Genomic DNA, 25,138 nt, shown 5'->3' with positions numbered 1-25,138 from the left:
GGGCGATGGTGCCGGTGCAACGCATCTACGCGAAGATGAGATTTCGGCAAGTCGTCGAGGAGCTCCACACCGCCGAGTTCGAGAAGTTCTTCCATCGCCTCATGGAGCTGAGTGCACCGGACTATGTGCCGGTCCGAACGCACGGCAACATCGGCGACCGAGGTGCTGATGGCCTCAGTCTGCACGAGGGAAGTCTCTACGCCTGCTACGGTCCCGAGGTGTTCAACGCGGAGGAGGTCAGGTCGAAGTTTCGCAAGGACCTGAACAGTGCCGTCACACACCGATCAGGCCAGTTCTCCACCTTCGTCTTCGTGCACAACGATCGCCGACGAGGAATACATCCCGAGATCAGCAAGATGATTCAGCAGGCGCAGCTCGACCACCACCCGGTCAAATTCCAGCAACTAGGACCGGACAAACTGTGGTACAAAGCCATGGTCCTCGATGTCGTCGCGATCGAAGAGCTGCTCGACTGCCAGATCCCGATCGAGAACCTCGTCTTCGGCATCAGCGACCTCGCACCACTGATCGAGCATCTTCGGAGCAACCGACCACAACCGGATCAGTTTCGCCGAGTCGAGCCGCCGCCTGCCGCGAAGATCGAATTCAACGAACTCGGCGATGAGGTCCGCGAATTCCTCGTGATAGGGCTGCGAAGCACCCACCTGATCAGCGCATACTTTCAGGGCCGCCTTGACGCCTACGCAGAGGACCAGGTAGCCGCAGGCTTCACCGCCTACTACGACGAGGCCCGCCGCGAGCTCGAGCACCGCGACTCCGAGAAAATCATCGCGCGCCTTCAGGAACACATCCACGGGAACAAGATTCCCACGCCGAGTACCTCGCTGGCAGGCTGGGGAATACTCGCGTACTTCTTCGAACGCTGCCACATCTTCGAGACGCCGCCTGCAGACTGGTCAGGTTCGACCGCAGAACAGGCAGCCACATGATCCTGCCGACCAAGGGAATAGCGCCGGATCGGGCATTGGTCACCGTCGGTGCCCAGATCCTCCGCCAGCTCGACGCCCCGCTCACCGTCAGCCAGACCTGGAGCAGGCTGCGCGAGTGGCGGGCGGCCAACCATCACCCCGCTCCGATCTCCTTCGGTTGGTTCGTCCTCTCGCTCGACGTGCTCTTCGCCCTGGGTGTAGTCGAGTTCCGGGACGATCTACTCACCAAGAGGAGGGTCGACGATGCTGCGGCACCTCAGCGCCGACTATCCTGAGTTCAAGTCGCTACGCTTCCAGCCTGGTCTGAACCTGCTGGTAGCCGATACCACCCCGCAGTCGACAGAGACCGACAGCAGGAACGGCGCAGGCAAGTCCAGCATGGTGGAACTGTTGCACTTTCTCCTCGGGTCGCGAACCGATCGCAACCACGTTGCGCTGCACAAGAGGCTGAGTGGCGTCATCTTCGAGTTGGGCATCGACTGGCCGCATCTGAATTCACCGCTCGTCGTCCGCCGCACCGGAAGTCAGCCGGACCATGTACTCCTCGAACCAGACATATCCAGCGCTCGCGCGGGCCAGCTGTTCGATCTCACCACCGGCCGAATCAAAATTGCGGAGTGGAATCAGCTGATCGAGGCCGAACTGTTCCACCTGCCTGCCGAGCACCCCGGCGTGAGCGGGCGAACGCTACTATCCTTTCTCATTCGCCGGGTCTCCACGCACGGCTTCAACGATCCGATCAAGGCGGTCTCCCGCCAGAGTGACACCGAGGCAAGCACCAACCTCTCCTACCTGCTCGGACTCGACTGGAGACTCGCGAGCCGGTATCACGAGCTCAAGGATCGGGAGACGACGCGGACGCAGCTCAAGAAGGCCGTCGACGATCCGGTCTGGGGCCGAATCGTCGGGAAGCCCGCAGAACTGCGCGGTCAGATCACCGTCACCGAATCCCGCATCCGCGATCTGGAACAGCAGATCCGAGATTTCCGGGTGGTCCCGCAGTACGAGGAGTTGAAGAAGTCGGCAGACGCGCTGACTCGCCGAATCCAACAGATCGGCATCGATGACGCCATCGATCAGCAGAACCTGGATCAACTCGAAGCGGCGCTCACCGAGGACGTCGATGTCGAGATCGACTACCTGGAGACCGTCTATTCGGAGGTGGGCATCGTCTTCGACGGCCAGATCCGCGAGCGGTTCTCCGACGTCCGGAGCTTCCACGAAGCGGTGGTCCGGAATCGCAGAACGTATCTGAGTCAGGAACTGGGGACGATTCGGGCCCGGCTGGCGAGCAGGCGAGCGGAGCGTGCTGCCCTGGGCGAGGAACAGCGCCACATCCTGCGGAGACTGAACGAGGGTGGCGCATTGGAGGCGTTGAACCTGCTCCAACAGGCCTCGGCCAAGGAAGAGGCCGACCTAGGTTCGCTCCGACACCGGCTGGCGGCTGCGGAGACGCTGGAGGCAAGTAAACGGGAGATCACAGCGCAACGCGACGCGCTCACTCAGGAGATCGCGGATGACCTCGCTGAGCGCAGCGAGCAGACCACCCAGGCGACGCTGCTGTTCTACGAATACGCCCAGCGGCTCTACAGCGACGTCCGAGGCGCGTACCTCGTGATCGAGCCAGGGCGCAGCAGCCTGAAGATCAACCCGAGGATCGATGACGACGCGAGCCGCGCCATCCTCAACATGAAGATCTTCTGTTTTGATCTCGCCGTCGCCGTGGTAGCACACCGAGCAGGCCGGGGGCCTGATTTCCTCGTTCACGACAGCCACCTGTTCGACGGCGTCGACGATCGACAGATCGCCGCAGCCCTGGGCCTCGCCGCAGAAGTCGCCCGACACGAAGGCATGCAGTACGTGGCGAGCATCAATTCGGACGACCTGGCGAAGGCGGAGAATCGCGGATTCGCGCCGGCGGCCTACGTGGTCGATCCGAGGCTCCGGGACTCCTACGAGGACGGCGGGCTCTTCGGCTTCCGCTTCTGAACGTGGTCGTCCGGCACCCAGGGGCATCGACCAGGCGGACTGATGCCAGGACCTCGGACAAGTGCGGGCTACTCTCTCGCCGACTCGACCCGACCGATGGCCGGGACAGCGGGACCGGGCTCGCACCACCGCCCGCCATCGGCCTGGGAGGAGCCATACGCTCTATCAGCCCGCTCCACTCTAGTTGAAATGACAACTAAATTTGATCGACACTGAAACGATCACGCCGACAAGATCGTCCGGTGCGGTGCGTCTGTCTCTCGCGGGTGGCTCGGCGGGGCCGGGTCAGGCCCGGTAACGACCGCAGCAGGCAGCGAAAACATGGGGCGCCGTCCCCCAGCGACAGCCTGTCGAGCGGCTCCCCCGCCGGGAAGACCTGTCCGCAGAGCGCAACCAGGACCTCCGGCGCATCCTGGGCGGAGTCGAGTTCGACGATGTGCACCGCTACGGCACCGACCCGCCGAACGAAGGCCCGCACCACGGATTCGGCGCCGACCGATGCCGTCGCCGGTTCGAGGTCGGCCCGGCATCCTGCATCGGCGACGGCCTGACAGTCCGCACAATCGGCCACGTGGGTGGCCGGAATGCCCGGCAGCACCTCGGCGGGCGCCGGGCCGATGGTCACTCGTGCCCGACACAGGGTCTCGGCCACGTCGCCGTCGAGGGGGACCGAGTCGCCGACGTCCAGGAACACCAGATGTCGATCCAGGATCAATCCGACGACGGGAAGCGCGTCCTGGCTGCGCAGCATCGGCTGGTCAGTCACCTCCCGCTCGCCCGTCATCCCCTGCCCCCGGTGACCGCGCGGACATAGGGCCGCACCCGCGCCGCCCGCAACCGATGCACGACCGCCACGGCGGTCCACGTCGTGAGGGTCCTCATCGGACGACCGCCAGGTGGCGTGGCCGGGTGGTGCGGGGCTCCGGTGCGGCGGCCAGGCAGACCGGGCACCGCTGCTCGTCGTAGTAGGGCACGGCGACGGGCTCGCGGTTCAGCGCGGTGAACACCGTCGTCGAATCACACACCGGACGGATACGGACGCGGCCGTCGGCGGTCCAGTATTCGGCCTCGGCGCGATGGGTCCCCCCGTCCTCGACGGCACGGACGAACCAGGGGCCGCCCGTCATCGTCGGCCGCCGCAGGCGGTCTCGGCGGCGGGCGCGACATGGCCGGACAGGGCAGTCGCCCTACGCGGGGCGTCGGCAGCCGAGCCGAGCCCGACGAGGACATCGGCAGCACCTCGGACGGCGGTGTCGGACCTGTTCGGGGTGTCGATGCCGTTCGGGGTGTCCATGCCGTTCGTAGCGCGGGCGGCGGTCAGCGCCCGGCGCAGTGCGTCGGCCAGCTCGGCGACACGATCGGCGTAGACGAACCAGCGGCCCAGCACCGCGGCTCGGCTGCGGATGGAGATCTCCACCCCGTCCGGACGGGGCCGGACCTGAAGCCGCCGGGTGCCGGTGACGCCGTTGATCGCGGGCAGGTCGATCGTCCGCCCGGACTTCAGGGAGTCGAGCACGTCGACCGCGTCCGTCGCGCTGATCGCGGCCCGCACGGGGTCGGCCCCCGGGCGGACTCCTTCGACGAGCACGCCGTGCCCGCCCGTGGTGACGAACATGTTGCCACTCCGAGTATCGGTATCAAGAAACGATGCATCCAGCCGGGTCATAACCGCACCGCCATCGCCAGTCGCTCCTCGGTCAACCGGGCCAGGATCGACGCGAGAGCGACGCTGCGGACGTGTGCGCTTCGAACAGGCGGCGGGCGATATCCCCAGAATGCGAGGGGAAATCCTGCGGCGAGCAGGAGTACGCCGAGGGCGATCAGGCCGATCACGCGGTGTCACCTCCCTGCGGCGAAAGGCGGTCAGAGGAGGCGGAACCGAAGAGGAGCCGCTCGGTCTTCCCCCCGCGCATGCCGGGCGCACTACGAAGCAGACGCGGCGGCCCCGGCTCGTCGTCCCTCCTGCGGCCAGTGTCGATGACGCCCCGCGCCACGAAGGCCACGAGGGAGTGCAGGTCGCCGCTCAAGGCTTGTCGCGGCATGAGTAGCCTCCTTTCCAGTCTGGCCGGAGCCAACTCCGACCAGCGAAAACGCTATCTTTGCCAAAATATCGCTTATTTGCCAAAGTTTTTCAACGGCTCAACCGGGTGAAAGTCGACCGCTGGAGGCGGACATGGCGTCCAAAGCACTTGCTCGCGCGATCGGCGCTGAGCTACGCGAGCTTCGCAAGAAGCACAGCCTCACCCTGGCCGAAGTAGGGAGGGCGATCGGGTACTCGCCGACCACCATGAGTCACACCGAGACCGGCAAACGTCTCGCCAGCCCCGAGGACGTCGCATCGATCCTCACCGTTTTCAGCGTCACCGGCCGCGAACGCGAGCGCATCGTGCAGATGGCACGAGACGCCCTGCAACCCCGCTGGCTGGAGGTCGGTATCGACGGCCTGCTGCCGCAGATCACGGCGATGGCCGAGTTCGAGTCGACAGCTGAGCGGATCACTACGGTCACACCGCTGTTGGTGCCTGGGCTGCTCCAGACCGCCGATTACGCCCGCGCCATCATGCGTGGAGCCCGGGTGCCGAAATCACAGGTCGAGGGCCGCGTGGCATTGCGGATGGGCAGGCAGGCCATCTTGGACAGGACGGCGATCACCTATCACGCGATCATCGACGAGGGTGTCCTGCTACGTCGGCTGGGAGGCTTCGAGGTCATGGCCGCGCAGCTCCAACACCTGCTGACGATGGCCGACCGGCCGAACATCACCATTCAGGTGGTCCGGCTCGACGTCGAATGGCACGACGGGTTGGAAGGTTCCTTTGTGGTGCTGGAGTTTCCGAAGACACATCCGGTCGTGCACCTCGAACACCGCGCGTCGGGGCTGTTCCTCGACGAAGACGACGCCGAGGATGTGGCCGAGTACATCGAGGCCGCAGCTAAAGTTCGTGATGTGGCGCTCAGCGCCACCGCCTCAGCAGAGCTGATCAGGCATCGCCTCACGGAGATGGAGCACGGACATGACGACGGTACGCCTCACGGCGTGGCGTAAGGCGTCGCGTAGTGGCAGCACATCCGATTGCGTCGAAATCGGCTATGCCCCCGGCTTAGTCGGCATCCGCGACACCAAGAACCGCGACGGCGGCACCCTGCTCGTCGATCACTCCGCCTTCACGACGTTCCTCGGCGCGGTCAAGACCAGCAGAATCGGCTGAGAAGTACCCCGGCGTCGAGTGACGGCCACCGCATTCGGCGCCGCCCGTTCCGACCCGGAGCAGGCCGGCGGACCCCGGCAGCCGAGATCGTCAGCCTGGTGTTCGCCCAGGGACAGGCCCCTGCCCGACTGCACGGCGGCGAAGGTCCGGTCTCTCCGGGGCCAAGGCGATGGCGCGCGCCGTGCAGCCGGGTTCGGCGCCGAAGGCCCGCCCCGGCCGAGGACCGTGCCGGGGAAGGCGCTGCGCACCGAAGTCCTGTCTCGCCCAGTAGCACCGCACCGACCACGCCGCCGATCACGGATTCGCCGCGCGAACCCGCTCGAACCGCCGTCGCCGCGCAGGCGAACGGGAACCGTCCGCGAACCGCTCTCAGGCCCGCCGCATCGCCCGCACGCCGACCACCAGGCCGACTGCGGCCACCGACCCGGCCGCGACCGCGCCCGCGCCCACCGTCGTGGAGAGGATCTCGCCGCCGAACAGGGCCCGCTGCGCCTCGACGACGTAGGACAGCGGGTTGAAGCCTGCGACGGCCTGTAGCCAGCCGGGACCGTCGTCGACCGGCAGCAGCATCCCGCCGAGCAGCATCAACGGGAACAGCAGCGTCTGCTGCACGGTCCAGAACATCCACTCCTGATTCCGCGCGGCCAGGGCCAGTGCGAACGACAGCGCACCGAGCCCGACGCAGAAGACCCCGAGGATCACCAGGCCGACCAGCACGCCCAGCAGGTTCGGCCGGAAGCCGAGTGGGAACGCGACGAGGAGGATGATCGCCGCCTGCGCGAAGACCGGCACGATCTCCTTGAGCGACCGGCCGATGATCAGCGCGGGCCTGCGCAGCGGCGAGACGAGCAGTCGCTCGTGCGAGCCGGTCTGGATCTCGAACTGGAGGTTCGATCCGGTGGTGGAGGTGCCAAACAAACAGGACATCACGATGACGCCGGGGACGAACCAGGCGAGGGCCGCCACGTCGCCGCCGACGTCCTCCGGGAGCAGCGGCATGAACAGCGCCAGGAAGAACAGCGGCTGCACGAGAGAGACGAGGATCGAGAAGGGACTGCGCAGCACGGGACGCAGTTCGCGGCTGAAGACGGTGACGACGTCACCGAGCAGAGTGGTGTTCATGCCGCACTTCCCTGTCGGGCCGGGACGTCGGTGGCCTCGACGGACGAGCCGTCCTCCCGGAGGCTGCGACCGGTCAGATTGAGGAACACGTCGTCGAGGGTGGGGCGCGCGACCTCCACGGCGGACACCGTCAGCCCCGCGTCATTCATGCCGCGCAGCAGCATCGGGGCCAGCCCCGTTCCGCCCACGGCCTCGACGACGAGCAACGGGCCGAGACATTCGATGCGCGCCGGGCCCAGGAGACGTCGGGCGTGCGCGGCGGCCTGCGCGGCCGTCGGAGCGTCGGCGAACTCGAGGGTGATCCGATCGCCCGCGTGCTCCGCCTTGAGCCGCGCGGGAGTGTCGTCGGCGATGACCAGGCCGTGGTCGATGACGATGATTCGATCGGCGAGTTGATCCGCCTCCTCCAGGTAGTGCGTGGTGAGCACGACGGTGGTGCCGTGCCGGGCTCGCAGATCGAGGATGTGCTGTCGGAGATTCGCCCGATTCTGCGGGTCGAGTCCGGTGGAGGGCTCGTCCAGGAACAACAGCGTGGGCGAGTGGATCAGACCCAGCGCGATGTCCAGCCGCCGCCGCTGACCACCGGACAGCGAGGAGACCACCCGGTCGGCGACCGCCGAGAGATCGAGGGAGTCGATGAGTTCCGCGGCGCGGCGGCGGGCCGCCGGGATCGGCAGGCCATACGCCCGGCCCTGGCTGATCAGCTCGTCGCGGCCCCGCTGACTGTGCGCGGCACCGTTGCCCTGCCCGATGTAACCGATCCGCCTGCGCACCGCCCGTGGCTCGGCGGCCACGTCGAACCCGGCGACCTCGGCGTGTCCCGAGGTGGGCGGCAACAGGGAGGTGAGCATCCGCAGAGTGGTCGACTTGCCCGCACCGTTGGGGCCGAGCAGCGCGACCGTCTCACCCGCCTCGATGTGGAGGTCCACGCCGCGCACCGCTTCGACGGTCTGCTTGTTGACGCTGAAATGCCTGGTCAAGCCCCGTGTTCGGACCATCGTGCTGTTCATGCGGCCAGATTAGGATCGACTGCGGTCAGCTTCTGGCCTCGGTGCGCCCCGGCGTCGATGTCGATTCGGACCACGGGCTCGACCACCCGGCCGAGCAGGCGGTGATCATCGACGACTCGATGTTCGAGCAGCAGGCCTGCCACGCACCGGAAGGCGTTTCCGGCACCGCCCGCTCGCCTGCTCCAGGAGCGCGGGCCGCTTCTCCCCGGAGCGCCCGCTAGGGTCGTCCATTCGCCTTGCCGCCGTCGTCCCACGGTGGACTCTCGGTTCGTTCCGCAGGTCGGCTCCGCCGTCCGAACCCGCTGCGGGCTCCCCGGCCACGACGTCCGCAGCCTCCGCCCACTCCCGTCCAGAGATCGGAGCCCGCCACGATGTCCGTGCCCTCTCCCGCCGCCGACGCCGCGCCTCCGATGGCGAGCGACGAACGCATCCCGATCTCGGCCTTCGACCAGCCGGATCGAACCATGCTCATCGCGGCGATCCGAGACCACTGCGCCCCGCTGCTCGGCCGTCACAAGGTCGTCGCCGATCGCTCGATGCCCCATGGCGAGGCGGTGGTCGTCGAGCTGGCGGCCGAGGACGAACGACGCTGGATCGCGAAGAGCATCCTGCGTCCGTCGCGGTATCGGAAGGAACTGGCGGCCCTGCGGACGCTGGCGCCGATCCTCGGGGAGCACGCCCCGCAACTCATCCACCAGGACGACGCCCTGCGGCTGATCGTGATGACGCGCGTGCCCGGCGAACCGATGCCCGCCGATCCGGCGCACCAGGACCCGGCGTCCTACGAGCAGGCGGGCAGGCTCAGCAGGCTGTTGCACGACAGCGCCCCGCCGGTCGCCGCCCCGGCCTACGCGGCCGAACTCACCGCGAGCCTCGACCGCTGGGCGGGGGCAGGCTCCCGAGCAGGCCTGCTGAGCCGGGCCGAGATCGACTTCGTCGCCGACCGGATCGCTGAACTGGCCCGACTGCCACCACCGATGACGGTGCCCTGTCACCTCGACTACCAGCCGAGGAACTGGCTGGTAGACGCGGCAGGCGTCCTGCGCGTGATCGACTTCGGCGCCGTCGGTCTCGACCGGTGGCTCCAGGAAACCAGCCGCATGACGCATCGCCAGTGGCGGGAGCGCCCCGAGCTGGGGGATGCGTTCTACGCGGGCTACGGCAGGCGGCCCACCGAGGAGGAACTGCACGTCCAACGCTGCCGGGACGCCCACGGCGCGTTGACCACCATCGTCTGGGCGCACGAACACGACGATCCCGGCTTCGAGGCCGAGGGCAGGCGGCTGCTCGACGAGCTCCGCGCCGAGGGCTGAGACCGAAGACGTCGGGCGGCACCGCTTTCTACCCTGGCGACATCGGTGCACCGGTGCTGTTCCTGCGCAGCACGCCGTGGCACCTCTCGGACTTCGACGTCATCCTTCGGATCGGTCGCGCATGCTGCACGAGGAGATGCGGCGGGGTCGCCCGCTGTCGGTCTAGCTGTCACCGCTTCGTCCTGCTCGCTCGGTCGCCCTGAGCGGCGCGGCGGAGGCGTGGGACGCCGCGCCCTCGCGCCGTCACGGAGGATCGAGTGGCGTTCCGGTCGGCGGCAGACCAGCCTGAGAAGTCACCCGAACCGGTCGGGCAGGCCGCCCCTCGCCGACGGCGGCCGTACTCCGGCGAGCCGTCGCACTGAAGCACCTCGCGCACTGACACGGGCAGGCCGCTCGCCTATCGACCGCTGCGCGGGCAGGCGGGAGGCCGCGTCAGACGTCCGCGCGCAACGCCTGCTCGACGAAGCCGTGCACGTTGCCCATCATCCGCGCGAGGAGTTCGTCCTCGGTAAGACTCTCCCTGGTCTGGCGCATGTCGGGTTTGCGCTTGCCGCGCAGATAAAGCGGGCAGGCCAGGTCGGCGCAGACGTAGGTGCCGACGGTGTTCCCCAGCCTGCCTGCCGCGCCTGCCCGCCGCGCCGAGAAGAGCGCGATGTCGCTCAGACTGTGCACGGTGAGACAGAAGGCGCACATGTTGGACCGGAGTCCGCTGCGGCGGGCAGGCGCCGCCCGCAGTGCCAGCCCGATCGTCTCCTCGCCCTGCGGCACCACGAGATACGCGCGTTCCCTCGCCTTGGCGTCCCGCCAGCCGAGGAAGTCCTGAACCTCCCAGGCGATCTCGTCGAACCGCGACGGCAGGGACAGCGACTTCGCCTCCCCCTTCGAGCAGTTCACGAACGACTTCCTGATCTCGTCCTGGGAGAGGGCCTTCATCACCGTGTCCTCATTGCGCAGCCGTTCGCCGCGACGGCCGTGCGGAGTCGCCGCAGGGCAGCCGCAGGCGGACGAGGCCGGGTGCCCCGTCTGTCTTCTAGCGGACCGTAGGCCGGCAGCGTCGGCCGTGCCCACCGGTTTTCCGCCTGCCGCCCGCTGTCGGCCTTGCTCGGGTGTGGTGGCCGCTCACCCTCGGTCGCCGACCCCGGAACGCGCGGCGACAGGCCTGCGGGCTGGTGCCGCCTGGCTGGCCGACACCCCCACCGGGATCGACAGATCGACCGGCACGACGCCGTCCATCGCCAGAACCGCGACGGTGTGCATGACAGCAAGATAGTCATCCGCCGGGATTCGGCCAAGGCGTGGCGGCGGCATCATCCGGCGGCGGACAGGTCTGCGCGGGGCTGCGTCGGGCTGATCGACGTCCCCCTCCGTGCTGGTGGCGCAATCGTGCGACGGCCGGCGCGGGGATCGGGCAGGAGCGGCGTGGTCTGCGGTCCCGGAGCGCGTCGACGACAGAACCACGTCGGCAACGGATCACCGCTGCACCGCGCGATGTCGAGGCGTGGTGGCGGCCGAGGCCTTGCTCGTGTCGATGGCGCATCGTCGTCTGAACGGCCGAGCCTCGGCCGCGGACAGTCGAGGCTCAGCTCACAAAAGAGCCGGACGGGTGAAATTGCGGCGCCGTCGCTGGTCAATCGACCGTCACTGCCCCGAACGGCGGCACCACTACACCATCCGGCCTATTGATCGGCAGCGGTGAGAGCGTTCTCATAGGGGCGCCGGCAGGTCCGATGCGGTTCCGTGACCGAGGAGTGATCGCGACTTGATGAGCACAGGAGGCGGTTCGGCGGCGCGCCCTCCCCAGCGCGCCCCCGCCCGAGCCGCCCGCACCACGCGGAGACCCCGCAGCTCGGCGCCCGGCGGAAGACCGGCACCAAGACCGGATCTCGCCCGCGACCTCGACACGGCGTGATCACCGCGAGAAGACCTGCCCGGCAGCCCCGGCAAGTCCAGCACAGCTCCCCCGCCCGCCGTCCCCCTGACGTCGGCGGGCGGGGAGACCCGGCCTCAGGGCCGGAGATCAGGAGAGATTCGCATGGCGACCAGGAGACTGTTCCTCGGCGGCCTCGCCGCGTCAGCGCTCGGCGGAATCGCCCTCGCCTCCGAACTGCGACCCCGCAGCACCGAACCGACCACCGCAGGCGTGCGCAGACTCGCCGTCGACGCCCACACGCTGCCGCTCACGATCGTCAACAACACCGGCAACTGGGACAACGCCTCGATCCACATCTACATCGTCGGCGTCGACCGCATCACCGGCAGGCAGTCCCGCATCACGCCAGAGGGCGCGATCGTTCCCGTCTCCCTCGCCGACAACGGCCCGGACGGCTACGCCGACTACTCGATCCCCCTGGAGAGCAGCGGAAACACCACGATCAACCTGTCCAGCATGTCCGGCCGGGTCTACTTCTCCCTCGGCGAGAAGCTGAAGTTCCGCGTCAATCCCGGCGACGCACTCGTCTACCCGGCAGGCTGGGTCTCGGCCGACCCGAACTACGAGGTCATGCACGACTGCATGGAGTTCACGTTCGACGACACCGGGATGTACTGCAACACCACCATGGTCGACATGTTCAGCGTCCCGCTGGCCATCGACCTCACCGGCGAGCAGTCGCAGACCACCGGCACGCTCGTCGACGGCGGCCGCGCCGGAATCTTCTCGGGCGTGGGACAGGACCCCGACTTCGCCCAGCTGGTCGTCGACGACCTCCGGGTGATCGCGCCGGGCCACGGCATCAACTCGGGCCTGTTCGACGCGAACTACTTCGACCCCTACATCGACCAGGTGTGGAGCAAATACTCATCGGAGAACCTGACCGTCAACGCCAACAACCGCACCTTCACCGGCCGGGTCAACGGCGACGTCTTCGAGTTCGACGGCGGCGTCTCCGCATTCAGCAGGCCGACGACCTCCGACGTGCTGTACTGCAACGGCGCACTGGACGCCCCGAACGACGGCGTCACCGGCCCGGTGGCCGCCGTCCTCGGCTCCGGCCTCAACCGCTCGACGCTGCACGACAACCCGGTGGCCCCCAGCACCGATGCGTCGTCGTTCTACCGCACGCCCGTGTCCAACCACTATTCGCGGGTTCTGCACGAGAACGCCGTGGACGGCCGCTCCTACGGCTTCCCCTTCGACGACGTCGCGGAGTTCGCCTCCTACGTCCAAGACCACGCCCCGACCGGCATCACGGTGACGCTGACGCCGTTCTGATCGGCGCGGGCGCCGCCGCAATCGGGCTCTGATCCGATGCCGATGCTCCGCCTGGGGAGTCCGACGCTCCCCGGGCGGGGTCGCATCGCTCGCGGCGTGGGACGTCGGTGGAACGTTTTAGTGAACGATGCTGAAATGATGCGCTGGCAGCGGCTTCGAGGATCATCGTCACATTTTATGTTCGACTTGGAGGACTATTAGACATTCTTATCTGAGATCTCCCAGGACAGGCACTCACCTGACCACAGGACAAGACGCGCGGTGCGGAAATCTAACGTGATCCCATTCCACTCGTCAACAGAATTGACAACTATCGAAATTTTCAGTATTTCGCCGAGGCCGCATTCTCCGATTCCGATTATGGGTTCATAGCTCCACTTATCGTCAGGCCAGCACCACCCAGGCAGCAGCGGCCATCGACCTTCCGATATGCCCATCTGCCAATCTGTACCACAATAAAGGAGAACCGAATCCTCCTGGTCAAGCAAGAACTCCACAGCCTCGAACGACGAAGATATGCCACACCTAGCGAGATACGTGATACCGAACGCCGACGTAATACGTTGCCCAACCCTCAGAAAATCAGAAACCCGCTGCTCAATCATTTGCCGACCATCCCCGATAATCCTCGGCCTGCTCAAACCACCTATTTGGCTTACTCATGGGAAACATCGTGACAAACTGCCCGCTGCTCTTTGTCACGAGAAGATCACTTCCTCGACGATAGAAGAAATAATCACTTCCCCCACCAATAAATGGATTCCAATCGCCTTGCCGCACCTCATCGCAAGACCCGCGAACCTCCGTGATCTTATTACGGAACCACTGCCGCGAAGAACTATCACCGGGGTTAAGTCCGTAGTCCTGAGCATGTTTTCCCCACTTCTTACCGAACTGACCCTCGTCGATCGAAAGCTCAGGTCCGCATTCCGAATTATGAACAAGAGCCGAGGATCTTCCTGCCAGCACATAGTACGTGTGCAGCCTGTCGACAGTGAGGTTATGCACCTGCCGTGGCGCGCTGTAGGTGTCGACGGCGGTGACCGCTGCATCCCGGTGGTCGGCCGTCTCGAAGCGGTGGCCCGGCTCCAGGTCCTCGGCGTTGACCCAGGCGTTCAGGTCCGCGACCCAGAACGGGTGCTCGGCCGTCGCGGTGATCGTGTCCGTGCTGCCGTCTTCGGTGACGATGGTGACGTCGACCAGCTGCTTGACGCCGTCACCGACGATCGTCGCGGTCACCAGCTGAGGACTGGTTTCACCTGTGGTCGGGTCCGTCGCCAGGACCTCGTCGCCGACCCCGACCTCCTCGATCGGCTTCGTCGACCCGTCCGCCATGAGCACCCCCCGTGTCCAATCACTACTCGCGGGTGCTGCACGAAAACGCCGTGGACGGCCGCTCCTACGGCTTCCCCTTCGACGACGTCGCGGAGTTCGCCTCCTATGTCCAGGACCACGCCCCGACCGGCATCACGGTGACACTGACGCCGTTCTGATCGGCGCGGGCGCCGCCGCAATCGGGCTCTGATCCGATGCCGATGCTCCGCCTGGGGAGTCCGAAGCTCCCCGAGCGGGGTCGCATCGCTCGCGGTGTGGGACGTCGTCGTCCAGTCTGAGCCCAACGGCTCGGAATCACACCGTCCGCCCCGATGCCATCCGGCGTGGCGAGTCTTGCCCTCGAAGCGGCTATCAGCCCTTATTCGAGATCAAGACAGACCATAGATCTTCGGCTGCGAGAAGATGACTACCCGGCGGAGTCTCAGCGACGACGTAAAGGTTCACGTGAGATCCGGCCACGCGATAACGCCGATACCCATGCTGCGATTGACATTCCTCCAACGAGTAGCCCCCACCTCGCTCGATTTCGTTGCGCACTGGGCCGAGATGAACAGCGCCCTCAACCTCTCGAAACGATACGTCCAGAGCGGCGGGAATCAATCCATCGCTGCCGTGCACTAGCCGATGAACCTGTATACCGATCGTCTCGCAGGATCCGGATAAGAAGTTGAACTCGAGAATACCGTAGTCCAACCGCAGAGACTTTTTCGTCCGGCCCGCGACGCTCTCGTTCCCCAGCACATCACGTATCCGCTCCGCTGAGACGCCGAGGCCAAGGCCGGCAACCTTCCCCGTCAGCGCCGCCTCTGCGAGGAACTCGACTACCCTCACTCAACCCTCCCCGCGGCCTTGATGACATGGGTCCTGGAGAACCCAATCACGAGCAGTCGCTAGGCAGGATTCGAGATCACCAGGCGACGCCAGGTGGCCACCTCGCGTCCGAACTTGACCCGTTTCCGCGTTCGCCAGATCCTCCTCGAATTCCCCGGTATCCCATAGCACCACCTGGGCCATGAAGTTACCGCCATCAAGGATCCAGCTCACCGACGTCAGCTCACCCTCATTAGGGAATGTCTCAATCTCTGAAATATCCCGCAGAGCCTCTATCTTATGGATTTCCTCTCGGATCCACTCCTGTGCCCGTTGCAACAGCGCACCACCTAGGAACATCCCCATCCTCCCAGCTTGATGTTCTTCGCCTCAGGGAGTTGAGGAACAGGGTTCCCCTTCTTCTGCGCCAGACGAGCAAATATGGTATCAGAATCTGACATCTTGAAGTCCCCCGGCCTGCCGCCAGGAATAAGTGAAGATTGTGGCACGTCGAATTCTGCGTAAACGGATCCCGGACGTGCTGATATGTATGCGTCACGACTTGCCGGATACACAACGTAGGTGAAACCACCCCCACCACGTTGAACCATTCCGGTCTCCATCATCGCCTGATGCTCTGCCCCAGACATCCAACGTCCAACAGTCACCATCCCGTCGTCTGGGGAGTGGCCACCGCTGTTGTGAACGAGGACTGGTGTCTGCCCAGCGAGTAGATAGTACGTGTGCAGTCGACCGACGGTGAGGTTGTGTACCTGCCGTGGCGCGTCGTAGGCATCGACGACAGAGACCGAGGCATCCCGGTGATCCGCCGTCTCGAAGCGGTGGCCCGGCTCCAGGTCCTCGGCGTTGACCCAGGCGTCCAGGTCCGCGACCCAGAACGGGTGCTCGGCCGTCGCGGTGATCGTGTCCGTGCTGCCGTCTTCGGTGACGATGGTGACGTCGACCAGCTGCTTGACGCCGTCGCCGACGATCGTTGCCGTCACCAGCTGAACGCTGGTCTCGCCCGTGGTCGGGTCCGTTGCCAGGACCTCGTCACCGACCCCGACGTCCTCGATCGGCTTCGTCGACCCGTCCGCCATGAGCACCTCGGTGCCCGCAGCGAAGCTGTTCGACGTATCGCAGGAGCCGGCATCGGTGAGGTTCGTCGGATCGGTGTAGGAGACCTCCGACGGAGCCTGATCGTGCACGGAGATGTTCGTGATCACCGGCCCCGAGGAATCGAGAAGATCACGCTGCAACTGCTCGTAGGACGCAGCCACGTCCTCCACTCGGTCCGACAGATCCCCGACCGCCCACGCAGGTAACGACGGCGACGTCGACACCGACGGTTCAGGACCGTCGCCGTACCACGGGTCGTCCCAGCCGTCCGGCAACGCCACCGGGTTCTCGATTGCGTTCTCGCGGTTCAGTCGGCGTGCCTCGATTGCCGGGTCCGGGGGCGGCGGTACATAGTAGGTCCAGGTCCCACCGCCGGAGCCGGAACCAGGCCCGGAGAGGTACCAGAATCCAGATCCGCCGCCGCTGCCGGAACTCCAGTTCATCCCAGCCCAGAAACTCGTGAACCAGTGTCCCCACCCGCCACCATTGTTGCCAGACGCTGCACACGTCGGGAAGCAGTTGTTGTTCGCCTGGTCATACCACCCGTTGGTTGAAGGCGGAGCCGCGCTGGCCGAACCGGGAACCTTCCGGTTCGTCATTGAATCCCAGGCGTTACTGATCCCGTCCACAATCGAATTTCCTGCGTCGGCACACTTCCTGGGATTCCTCGCGCAGTACTTCGCCGCTTGTTTCGCGGCTTCGATGGCAAGCCACACAGCCCAAGGTAGGTGCCCATCCGGGTCAACGAAGTTCGTCGGCGCCCCCGCCCCGTAGGTGTACCGGTTCGTCAGGATCGACGGGCTGCTCGGGAGGTCGATGTCGTCCCGAGACAGGAACGCGGCACTCGCGGGGTCGTACCAGCGGGCGCCCATGTTGGTCATGCCGGTGTCAGGGTCGGTCCAGTCGCCCTGGAACCCGATGATCCCGGTCGATCCGGCCGTGTCGACGACCTGACCGAAGGGGTCGTAGGCGCGGGAGCCGGTCAGGGCAGCGCCGGTGACCGGCAGTCCGCCGATCACGTCCCCGTGCCGGTCCGAGACCGCCAACGCCACCGCGTCCGCATCAGACCAGGCCAACAACTCGTCGTCTGGGCCCCGGCCGAAGACCGAAGCGCCGTCGGACACCGGCTCGATGCTGAGCCCGGCATAGGAGAACCCGCCCACGCCGTTGCGGGCGACCACCCGGTCCAGCGCGTCGTAGTCGTACGTCGTGCCGCCTCGGGCGATCAGCCGGTCGAAGGCGTCGAAGGAGAACTCCTCCACCAACCCGGAGCTGTCCCGACCGGCCACGGTGCCTCGGGCGGTGTGCTCATAGGTGTAGTCGCCGTCGGAGAGCAGGCGGTTGCGCTCGTCATAAGCGGCCGTCTTGTCCCCGACCGCGATCCGGTTCCCAGCGCCATCCCAGTCGTACTCGGTCGTCTCGCCCGCAGGCGAAGCCCACGACGTCAACCGCCCTGCCAGGTCGTAGCCGTAGGTGTTCTCCCCCGCCCCTGCGGTCCCCGAGGTCGTCTTCGACGTCAGCCGGTCGGCCAGATCGAAGCCGTACTCGATCGCGGTGATCTCCGCCCCGCCCGCGTCGGTGAGGACGTCCCCGGTCTGCCTGCCGAACTCGTCATAGATCAGCGCACGAACCCGGCCGTCGCCGTAGTCGATGCTCGACAGCTGCCCGGCCTCGTCATAACCCAGTTCCTGCCCCACGCCGGTGAGCCCGTCGGCCACCGATGCCAGCCTGCCGTCGTCGTAGGAGAACGTCGCCTGCCCGGCATCGTCGATCCGAGACACCGGCCTGCCCGAGGCGTCGTAGCCGAACTGCGCCACCCCGCCCGGCCCGCCCGCCGTGACCAGGTTCCCTCGGTCGTCGTAGCCGTAGGTGTTCAACCCCGCAGGCGTTCCCGCTGCGGTCACGCGCCCCAGCGCGTCGTAGTCCAGGACTCGCTCACCGGTCGGCGCTTCCGCTCCAGAGCCGTTCTCCCGCACCAGGTTGCCCAGGGCGTCGAACACCCGATCACGAGTCACCCCACCCGGCGAGACCATCCGCACCGGATCACCCACGACGTCGTACGCCGTGGTCCAGGTGCGATCCGCCGCCGCCGGATGAGCCTCGGTGGCAGGCTCGATCACCGACTCCACCAGCCCGAGACTGTTGTAACCGGTGTAGGTGGCATGACCCCGGCCGTCGGTGAACCGCGTCGGATTCCCCGCCGCGTCATAACCCAACGACGTCGTGATCGACTCGCCCTCGGCGACCGGCTCGGTCTGCTCGACCACCCGACCCAACGCGTCGTAGACAAACGTGCTCGTCGCCCCCACCGGATCGGTCACACCGGTCTGGTTGCCCGCCGCGTCATGGGTGAAGGAGGTCTCGCGCAGCCGCGCGTTGCTCTCCGGGTCCCGGCTCGTCTCGGTCAGGATCCGCCCCGCCTGGTCGTAGCGGGCCAGGGTGACCCGGCCTGCTCCGTCCACGGCCCGCAGCGGCCGTCCGAGTGCGTCGTACCCGGTCTCGGTGCGCACGCCTGCCGCGTCGATCGTGCGGATCGGCTGATACAGGACGTCGTACTCGTAAGTCGTGGTGTCGCCGCTCGGATCGGTGGTGCTGAGCAGGTTGCCGACGTCGTCGTAGCGAAGGTCGGTGGTGAAGGCCCCGGTGGTCGGATGCCGTTCCAAGGCGGTGTGCGTGATCTGCCTGCCGAGATCGTCGTAGGTCGCCTCGACCCTCGCCCCGGTCGGGTCGGTGGCCGAGAGGAGCTCGCCGACGCGGGTGTAGGTGTACTGCCACACCCCCGGCTCCGCGCCGTCGACGCGGGGCGGGTCGTGCACCTCGGTCAGTCGGGACAGCTGGTCGTAGACGAACCTGGTCGAGTTCCCCGCCCCGTCCGTCACGGACAGCACGTTGGACAGCGCGTCGTAGCTGGTCTCGGTCGACAACCGGATCGGCTCGTCGGAACCCGGCGGAAGGTAGGACGGCGACGAAAGCCGGATCTCCCGGCCTAGATCGTCATAGTCGAACTCGGTGATCTCCCCGTTGGGATCGCGCTGGGCGACGACCTCGCCGAAGGCGTTGTACCCGGTGACCGCCGTCGGCCTGATCGTCTCTGCGGGCGCCCCCGGCTTCTCGACCGGGACCGGCGGCGCCGTCACCGACACCAGCCTGCCCACCTCGTCGTAGGCGAGATCGGTGGTGAATGCGGCCGGATCGGCGTCCTGGACCGCGCCACGCGGGTCCGTCTCGGTGATGAGGAGACCGCGTTGGTCGAACGCCCGCCGAGTGGTCAGCCGTTCGCCGTCGTTGACGACGGTCTCGGTGACCGGCCTGCCCGCCTCGTCGTACTCGAACTCGGTGACGTGCGGCGAGGCCGCCCCGAGGCCGGGAACGTTGGAGTTGACGCCTGCGTGGGTCACGGAGGTGACGTTGCCGACGGGGTCATGGGTGAAGGCCGAGGAACGGCGGGGGCCTGCGGTATCGGTCCGGGTGATCCGGCCGACCGCGTCCACGGTGATCTCGGTGTCGAGGCCTTCGGCGTCGACCTGCCCGATCAGGTTTCCGGCCGCGTCATAGGTGTTCTCCTGGGCGACGATGTCCCGCTCGCCGCCGTCGGGGTCGGCGACGTCCAGGTGCGTGACGCGGCGTAGGAGACCGTCGTAGAAGTACTCGAAGTGGGTGAGCCTGCCCATGGCATCGCTGTGGTAGGCACGGCGGCCGCTCCGGTCGTAGGTGTTCGCCTCCAGGACCAGGTAGTCCTGGGGCTGCTCCTCGACGTCCTCGGGGTCGCCGTTCCATCCGCGCAGGCGCACCTCGGCGATCTGGTTCGTCGGCGTGTAGGCGTATTCGAAGCGGTTGCCTGCGGCGTCGACGGTCCAGGTGTTGTTGCCGAAGTGGTCGTACCCATAGCTGGTCTCGCCGCCCTCGGGGTCGGTGACCCGCTCCGCGCGGCCCTGCTCGTTGAAGTCGACCGTGCTGACGCGCGGATCGCCCTCGGGGCCGTCCTGGGTCGCGACGCGAACCGTGTTGCCGTCGGCGTCGTAGGCCGTGGTGGTGTGCAGCAGGTGACCGGTGTCGTGCACCGCATTCGTGGTCGCAGGCGCGATCGTCTCCACCGGGCGCGACAGCGCGTCGTAGGCCGTCGTGGTGGTGACCCCGTCGGGGAACGAGTCGGAGAACTCCGTCTCCACGACCGTCCGGCCCAGGGCGTCGTAGGTATAGCGGGTGCGCAGACCGCTCGGCAGCGTGACCTCGGCCAGGTCGCCCGAGGAGTAGTACGCCCGGCTGGTGACCGCTCCGTTCGCATCGGTGCTGGCGAGCAGCATTCCGGCCGGGACGTTGCCGCCGCCGATCGCGGCCTCGCCGCCTTCGCTGTAGGTGTGGCGGGTGGTTCCGCCGTCCGGGGCGACCTCGGTGATCAGCTCGCCGTCGTTGTCGTAGGTGTAGGTGGTGCGGAAGCGGTCGTCGTCCGCGCCGCTGGATCGCCCGTCACGAACGGCGATGAGCCGGTCGTTGCGCGGGTCCATCATCTGCCCCGGATTGAGGAAGTAGCTGTACCGCGTCGTGTGGCAGTCCGCGTTGGAGGTCCGACAGGTGCGGGTGGACAGCCGGTTTCCTCGTTCGTCGTTGGTGAAGGTGACCTGCTGGCCGAGTTCGTCGGTGATGGTCTGTTGGAAACCGGACTCGTCGTAGGTCAGCGTGCGCACGCCCTGGCCCTGGACGGGCTGGGCGTTGCCCCAGTCGTCTCCCGGACGCACCGGGATGCTGCAGAACCCCTCCTCGGTGAGGTCGCAGTCCGGCGGGTCCACCGGTTCCGCGTCCGGCGGCAGGTCCTCCTCGCGGACGGTCAGGCCGACCGGCGAGACGTAGCGCAGTGCTCGGCCGTGGAGCGGGTCGAAGTCGTAGTGGTGCTGACGACCGGCGGGATCGGCCAGGTCGGTGCTGCGGATCGGATTGTCAGTGCTGCCGCCGTAGTGGGGCACCCCGAGACGCCAGGTCCCGCCGTCCCGATCGGTGTACTCGGAGACCCGCTCGTTGACGTCGTCATAGGTGATCTGTCCGGCGATCCGGCCGCTCGGCAGCGTCAGTTCGACGAGCTGGGCCGAGGTGGCTGCGGCGGCGTAGTGCGCCTGGACGGCGGGCAGGCCGAGCGGGCGCTGGTAGAGGGCGACCTCGTCGATGTCGCCCTCGAAATACCACGGTGACTGCCCGGGCCAGCCGGGCCAGTCGTCGTCGCCGACCTGGTAGGAGACGCCGAGCTGGCCGTGGGTGTGGAACATGTCGATCTCGCCGTCGCGGCTGCCGACCTCCGCCCCGTCCAGGTAGAGGGTCTGCGTCGCCAGCGAACCGGAGAGCACCGCGTGATGCCATTCGCCGTCGTTCACCGTCTCGGTGGTGCCGATGGGCTCGGCCTCGCCCTGCCACCACTGCCCGTACAGGCGCCCGTCGGTGCCGACGTACAGCGCAGGCAGCGATCCACCGGGGGAGCTGCCGAACTCCCTGGTCTGGAAGCCGACCAGCGGTCCGCTGTCGGTGGTCCGGAACCACAGTTCGATCGCGAGGTCTCGACTCTTCCTCACCGCGCCCGCCGGGAGCGCCACCCGGGAGGCGGTGCCGTCGAAGCGCGCGGCCGTCTCGCCGGTGCCGCTCAACGCTCCTGGCACCCCGAGTTCGACGCCGTGGTGCGTTCCGTCGTCCTCCCCGAGGTGCAGGCCGACCTGGCTCGTCGCCACCGCTCCGCCCGGTTCGCCCAGCCGCCAGTACGAGTCTGGTCTGGAGTCCAGCACGGTGGTCCGGTAGTGGGAGCCTTCGGTGTAGTCGTAGCGGGTGCAGCCGTCGGTGGGATCGCAGACCTCGACCAGCCGGTCACCGTCGTAGGCGTAGGTCCATCGGAGTGCCTCGCCGTCGACCGCGTCGGTCGTCACCGAGGTCACATGCCCGTCTGCCCAGGTGAAGTGCAGGGAGCGGCCGCCCGGCCTGCTCGATGCCGTCTGGAGTAGACCGGCCGAGTCGTAACCGAGGTTCATTGCGCGGAAGTGCGCGTCGAGGATGCTGGTCAGCCGACCGGCGTCGTTGAACCGATAGGTGGTCCGAGACTTGTCGAACAGCGCCCAGCCGCCCTCCGGCACGGCGCTGAGGCTGGCGTATCTGCCCTGTGGCGCGGAGAAGGTCCCGGTCGGGTTCCGACCGAACCGCACCTGCTGGCCGTCGGGGTAGGTGACGACGACGTTGCCCGAGCCGTCCGCGTCGGGCACCACCCGCATGTCATAGGTGCTCGCCCAGCCGGAACCGAAGGCCAGGTCCCGACGCGGATCGAGACTGTTGTACGTCCGCAGCACATTGAGCGCAGGCCCGGCGGTGCGGACCGACACGTCCATCGCGGAGGAGAAGTAGTTGCCGACCTGCGCGTCGAAGTCGCGGACGTTCGCGCTGTACGGGGCGTTGCCCAGGTGCGCGGTGATCTCCGGCTGCGGCACGGCCGTGATCAGCGTGCTGTCCCCGACGGCCTCGCTCTCCGTCGCGCCGTCGCCTGCGAAGGCCTTCCAGGTGTACTCCTGCGACCAGCGCAGCAGTCCCTCGGGCACCGTCCAGGTCTGGCTGTCCTGCCAGCCCGAGTCGTGGCACGCGCCGTCTCCGCAGATCTCGAACTTGAAGTCCAGCGACGCGTCCGGGGGCGCGTCAACGTCGATCGCCGCCGCCCACAGCTGCGGCGTCAGCGTCGGCGCGAGATGGCCGTTGTGCGGATACTGCGCGGTCAACACCGGGGGGATCTCGAAGGTGCGCAGCGCCAGCCGGGCCGGGGGCACCTGGTGATCGGTGAAGAAGGTACTGCCGGTCCGGCGCATCGTGAAGTCGAGCCAGTAATCCCCCGGTTCTAGGGGATTGATGTTCGCCTCCAGCGTCACCGACGATCCGCGCGGCACGTCGCCCGTCAACCTGGCGGCGGGCCGGGTGCTGATGATCGAGCCGTTGGCCCGGAAGAGCCGGTATTCGAGTGCATAGGTCGACGGGGTCCAGGTCTGGGCGCCTCGGTTGGTGACCTCGAGCTGGATCGTCCCGCCCTGGGTCCGCGTCACCGGCGGCTCGGGAACGGCCTCGACGAAGCGATAGTCGGCGTCGTACGGGCTGTGGGTGATCGACAGCCGAGGCGGGTTCGCGGTGCGATGCGAGGTGAAGCGCTTCCAGCCGAACACATCGGACTCGGAGGCCCGCACCGTCAGACCGTGATTCGGTCGAGAACCCGACACCCAGCCCTGGATCAGGTCCGTCCCGCCGGAGCCGAGACTGATTCCCGCCCAGCTGTTCGGGCAGTTGGAGGTGGTCGACCCGCTGACGATATGGCCGTAGGCGAAGTTCGCGCTGCCCAACGACGAGCCGTGCGCCGGGCCGGGATAGCCGAGGGAGTCTCCCGAGGACCACGGTGCCGTCACGCCGTGCACCGTCACCCGTCGAGGCTGGCAGGAGTACGAGTGGAAGTTGTGCAGGTTGAGCCGGGCGCCCAGGATGCGGTGATTCCGCAGCCGTGTCTCCACGCCACCGAACTTGAGGTATCCGGCGCTCTGGATTCGGTCCACGCCAGAGCCGACCGTGCCGACCTTGATCTCGTCGTTCGCCTCTTTCCAGGTGGACCCGCTGCCGTCGCGCATCACCGACACACTGTCGGTGCTGCCCGCTCCGTCGTGGTCGGCCAGCGTCTCGACGGACGCGGTCACGATCACGGGGAACTCGCGGGCCGGATCAGCCAGCCACTCAGAGTCGACGACGACCCGAAGAGCCTGCTCCCCCGCCTCGCCCTCGACGAGTTCGATCTCCGAGGTGCCGGGGTCCCGATAGTCGCCGGAGCGGTCGTCCCGGTTCGCATCCGTGGTGGTCGGCACGGCGATGAGCGCCTGCTCAGCACCAGCCTCATCGGCGAGCACGGCCGATCCGTCGACGAGCGAGGCCGTCAGGTCCGAGGTGCGCAGGGGCAGCACCACGTCCTGTGCCGCCTCGGCACTGTGGAGGATCAGCCGTTGAGTCACCCCGCCGGGCCGGGACTCGATCTCGACGTCGACACCCGGCCGGACCTCGGCATAGGCGACCAGATCGCCGTCGGCCACGCCTGCGACCGCGTCGGCCTGCTCGAGCGCCAGCCCGACCGTGCCGCCGTCCGCGACGGTGAACTCCGAGATCGTTCCCGACGCCTCCGGAGCGATCCGGATGTCGACCGAGTCGGCGGAGTTGCGCCAGCCGCCGCCCTCGACCTCCACCAACGTCGGATCGACGGGCTGCCATGAGCCCTGCTCGTCGAGGAAGTTCACCGGCTCCTGGCTGAACTCGGTGGTCAAGGTCCCGTCGGCGTTGGCGAAGGTGCGCTCCAGCTCGGCCCGTTCGTCGGGGAGCTCCCGGCTCGTCTCCGGATCGAAACCGGCGGCCTCGGGCGCGGTGGCCGCCACCGGTTCCGCGGTGTTGGGCTCGGCTTCGGGAGTCGGAGGCATCTCGAGCTGCGGATGGTCGGCCAACGCCGATCGAGGCCAGAGGTCGTCGTCGTCCCGCTCGCCCTCCTGAGTCGGCAGGTCCGCCGCCATGCCCCAGGCCTGCTCCGGAGACGGGATGGACGCCGGGTCCACCATCGACCGCAGCAGCTCCTGCTGCTCGCGGAGCGCCAGCTCCGACGCGGCAGGGCCGATCAGCCCGGCGAACAGTCCGACCGCCGTCGCCATCGCGATACCGATGACGACAGGCGACCGCCGCCGCGTCGTAGGAGCCGAACGCGCAGCGTCGAACCCAGACAAGATTACCCCCGCACAGCCGTGACCGAACGATCATCGAGCCCACCTCGAGATCGCCGCAGCAAACAATGCGGGAGCGCTGGACGGAGCACAAGACTCACCTCGACACCAACGGCACCGATCACTCTTTCGGCCCATCCGGGACATTTCCTACGTGATCGAGGTCACGGAAGCTGGATCTTTCGGCATGGTGGCGCATTTGATACCGGAAATAACTCTTCGACTTCGCCAGCCATCGTGTGAACAGAAAACATCGACCAGAGTTCGGCGACCCCGTAGTAGCGTCTGACACAGACCGAATCTCAGGATTCTCAATGGCC

At 67.2% G+C, this 25,138-nt stretch carries 20 protein-coding genes; 8 read left to right on the top strand and 12 right to left on the bottom strand.

The annotated features are described in order from the left end of the window. The first annotated feature begins 5 nt into the window (after positions 1-5). From UA74_RS06100 to UA74_RS06090, 3 genes are read left to right on the top strand one after another with little or no spacing between them, the layout of a single operon-like run. Positions 6-950, top strand: coding sequence for an ABC-three component system protein (locus UA74_RS06100; protein ID WP_083682964.1), 945 nt, complete (start codon positions 6-8; stop codon positions 948-950). Further along, positions 947-1,225: an ABC-three component system middle component 6 gene (locus tag UA74_RS06095; RefSeq protein WP_075739415.1), complete on the top strand. Its 279-nt coding sequence runs from the start codon at positions 947-949 to the stop codon at positions 1,223-1,225. The genes UA74_RS06100 and UA74_RS06095 overlap by 4 nt, the downstream gene beginning before the upstream one ends. Further along, positions 1,194-2,939, top strand: coding sequence for an ABC-three component system protein (locus UA74_RS06090; protein ID WP_075739414.1), 1,746 nt, complete (start codon positions 1,194-1,196; stop codon positions 2,937-2,939). Before UA74_RS06095 ends, UA74_RS06090 begins: the two co-directional genes overlap by 32 nt. A gap of 196 nt (positions 2,940-3,135) precedes the next feature. Here UA74_RS06090 and UA74_RS06085 read toward each other — a convergent pair whose 3' ends face one another. The 4 genes from UA74_RS06085 to UA74_RS31565 all read right to left on the bottom strand — a co-directional run bounded on the left by UA74_RS06085 (position 3,136) and on the right by UA74_RS31565 (position 4,772). After that, a complete protein-coding gene (locus tag UA74_RS06085; RefSeq protein ID WP_157434017.1) occupies positions 3,136-3,705 on the bottom strand; it encodes a hypothetical protein in 570 nt (189 codons plus the stop codon). 112 nt (positions 3,706-3,817) lie between these two features. Then, positions 3,818-4,066, bottom strand: coding sequence for a hypothetical protein (locus UA74_RS06080; protein WP_075739412.1), 249 nt, complete (start codon positions 4,064-4,066; stop codon positions 3,818-3,820). After that, entirely contained in the window at positions 4,063-4,554 is a 492-nt protein-coding gene (locus UA74_RS06075; protein WP_075739411.1) for a hypothetical protein, read from the bottom strand. The genes UA74_RS06080 and UA74_RS06075 overlap by 4 nt, the downstream gene beginning before the upstream one ends. A 47-nt stretch (positions 4,555-4,601) precedes the next feature. Beyond that, on the bottom strand, positions 4,602-4,772 hold the full coding sequence (locus UA74_RS31565; protein ID WP_157442170.1) for a hypothetical protein: 171 nt from the start codon (positions 4,770-4,772) through the stop codon (positions 4,602-4,604). Between the two features lie 340 nt (positions 4,773-5,112). Between UA74_RS31565 and UA74_RS06065 the strand changes: the two genes are divergently transcribed. Together UA74_RS06065 and UA74_RS06060 are read left to right on the top strand one after the other, a co-directional pair. Next, positions 5,113-5,985 (top strand): helix-turn-helix domain-containing protein, encoded by an 873-nt coding sequence (locus UA74_RS06065; protein ID WP_075739409.1) that lies wholly within the window; start codon positions 5,113-5,115, stop codon positions 5,983-5,985. Further along, a complete protein-coding gene (locus UA74_RS06060) occupies positions 5,954-6,148 on the top strand; it encodes a DUF397 domain-containing protein (protein WP_075739408.1) in 195 nt (64 codons plus the stop codon). The genes UA74_RS06065 and UA74_RS06060 overlap by 32 nt, the downstream gene beginning before the upstream one ends. A gap of 369 nt (positions 6,149-6,517) precedes the next feature. On the opposite strand, the gene UA74_RS06055 is transcribed toward UA74_RS06060, so the two are convergent. From UA74_RS06055 to UA74_RS31560, 3 genes are read right to left on the bottom strand one after another with little or no spacing between them, the layout of a single operon-like run. After that, on the bottom strand, positions 6,518-7,270 hold the full coding sequence (locus UA74_RS06055) for an ABC transporter permease (RefSeq protein WP_075739407.1): 753 nt from the start codon (positions 7,268-7,270) through the stop codon (positions 6,518-6,520). Then, a complete protein-coding gene (locus UA74_RS06050) occupies positions 7,267-8,280 on the bottom strand; it encodes an ABC transporter ATP-binding protein (protein ID WP_318533288.1) in 1,014 nt (337 codons plus the stop codon). Before UA74_RS06050 ends, UA74_RS06055 begins: the two co-directional genes overlap by 4 nt. Beyond that, positions 8,277-8,423 carry a hypothetical protein gene (locus tag UA74_RS31560; protein ID WP_157434015.1) on the bottom strand — a complete coding sequence of 49 codons (147 nt, stop codon included), beginning with the start codon at positions 8,421-8,423 and terminating at the stop codon, positions 8,277-8,279. Before UA74_RS31560 ends, UA74_RS06050 begins: the two co-directional genes overlap by 4 nt. 228 nt (positions 8,424-8,651) lie before the next feature. Here UA74_RS31560 and UA74_RS06045 point away from each other — a divergent pair, with 228 nt between their 5' ends. After that, the gene (locus tag UA74_RS06045; protein WP_083682963.1) at positions 8,652-9,593 is read left to right on the top strand and encodes an aminoglycoside phosphotransferase family protein; all 942 of its coding nucleotides are present in this window, start codon (positions 8,652-8,654) and stop codon (positions 9,591-9,593) included. A gap of 432 nt (positions 9,594-10,025) precedes the next feature. Here UA74_RS06045 and UA74_RS06040 read toward each other — a convergent pair whose 3' ends face one another. Next, positions 10,026-10,526 (bottom strand): FBP domain-containing protein, encoded by a 501-nt coding sequence (locus UA74_RS06040; protein ID WP_075739405.1) that lies wholly within the window; start codon positions 10,524-10,526, stop codon positions 10,026-10,028. Between the two features lie 186 nt (positions 10,527-10,712). Further along, positions 10,713-10,850, bottom strand: coding sequence for a hypothetical protein (locus tag UA74_RS31555; protein WP_157434014.1), 138 nt, complete (start codon positions 10,848-10,850; stop codon positions 10,713-10,715). 775 nt (positions 10,851-11,625) lie between these two features. Between UA74_RS31555 and UA74_RS06035 the strand changes: the two genes are divergently transcribed. Then, a complete protein-coding gene (locus tag UA74_RS06035) occupies positions 11,626-12,804 on the top strand; it encodes a glycoside hydrolase family 64 protein (RefSeq protein WP_075763976.1) in 1,179 nt (392 codons plus the stop codon). A gap of 597 nt (positions 12,805-13,401) precedes the next feature. On the opposite strand, the gene UA74_RS32685 is transcribed toward UA74_RS06035, so the two are convergent. Beyond that, positions 13,402-14,139, bottom strand: a complete 738-nt coding sequence (locus tag UA74_RS32685; protein ID WP_232237807.1) for a polymorphic toxin-type HINT domain-containing protein — start codon at positions 14,137-14,139, stop codon at positions 13,402-13,404. 11 nt (positions 14,140-14,150) lie between these two features. Between UA74_RS32685 and UA74_RS06020 the strand changes: the two genes are divergently transcribed. Continuing rightward, positions 14,151-14,297, top strand: coding sequence for a beta-1,3-glucanase family protein (locus tag UA74_RS06020; RefSeq protein ID WP_083682962.1), 147 nt, complete (start codon positions 14,151-14,153; stop codon positions 14,295-14,297). A gap of 193 nt (positions 14,298-14,490) precedes the next feature. Here UA74_RS06020 and UA74_RS31545 read toward each other — a convergent pair whose 3' ends face one another. Together UA74_RS31545 and UA74_RS06015 are read right to left on the bottom strand one after the other, a co-directional pair. Next, positions 14,491-14,970 (bottom strand): hypothetical protein, encoded by a 480-nt coding sequence (locus UA74_RS31545; RefSeq protein ID WP_157434013.1) that lies wholly within the window; start codon positions 14,968-14,970, stop codon positions 14,491-14,493. Positions 14,971-15,299: 329 nt separating this feature from the next. Continuing rightward, positions 15,300-24,749: a TreTu family toxin gene (locus tag UA74_RS06015; RefSeq protein WP_075763974.1), complete on the bottom strand. Its 9,450-nt coding sequence runs from the start codon at positions 24,747-24,749 to the stop codon at positions 15,300-15,302. Between the last annotated feature and the right edge of the window lie 389 nt (positions 24,750-25,138).

The sequence above is a fragment of the Actinoalloteichus fjordicus genome (assembly GCF_001941625.1).
Taxonomy (GTDB): domain Bacteria; phylum Actinomycetota; class Actinomycetes; order Mycobacteriales; family Pseudonocardiaceae; genus Actinoalloteichus_A; species Actinoalloteichus_A fjordicus.
This window is presented reverse-complemented; position numbering and strand designations above follow the sequence as displayed.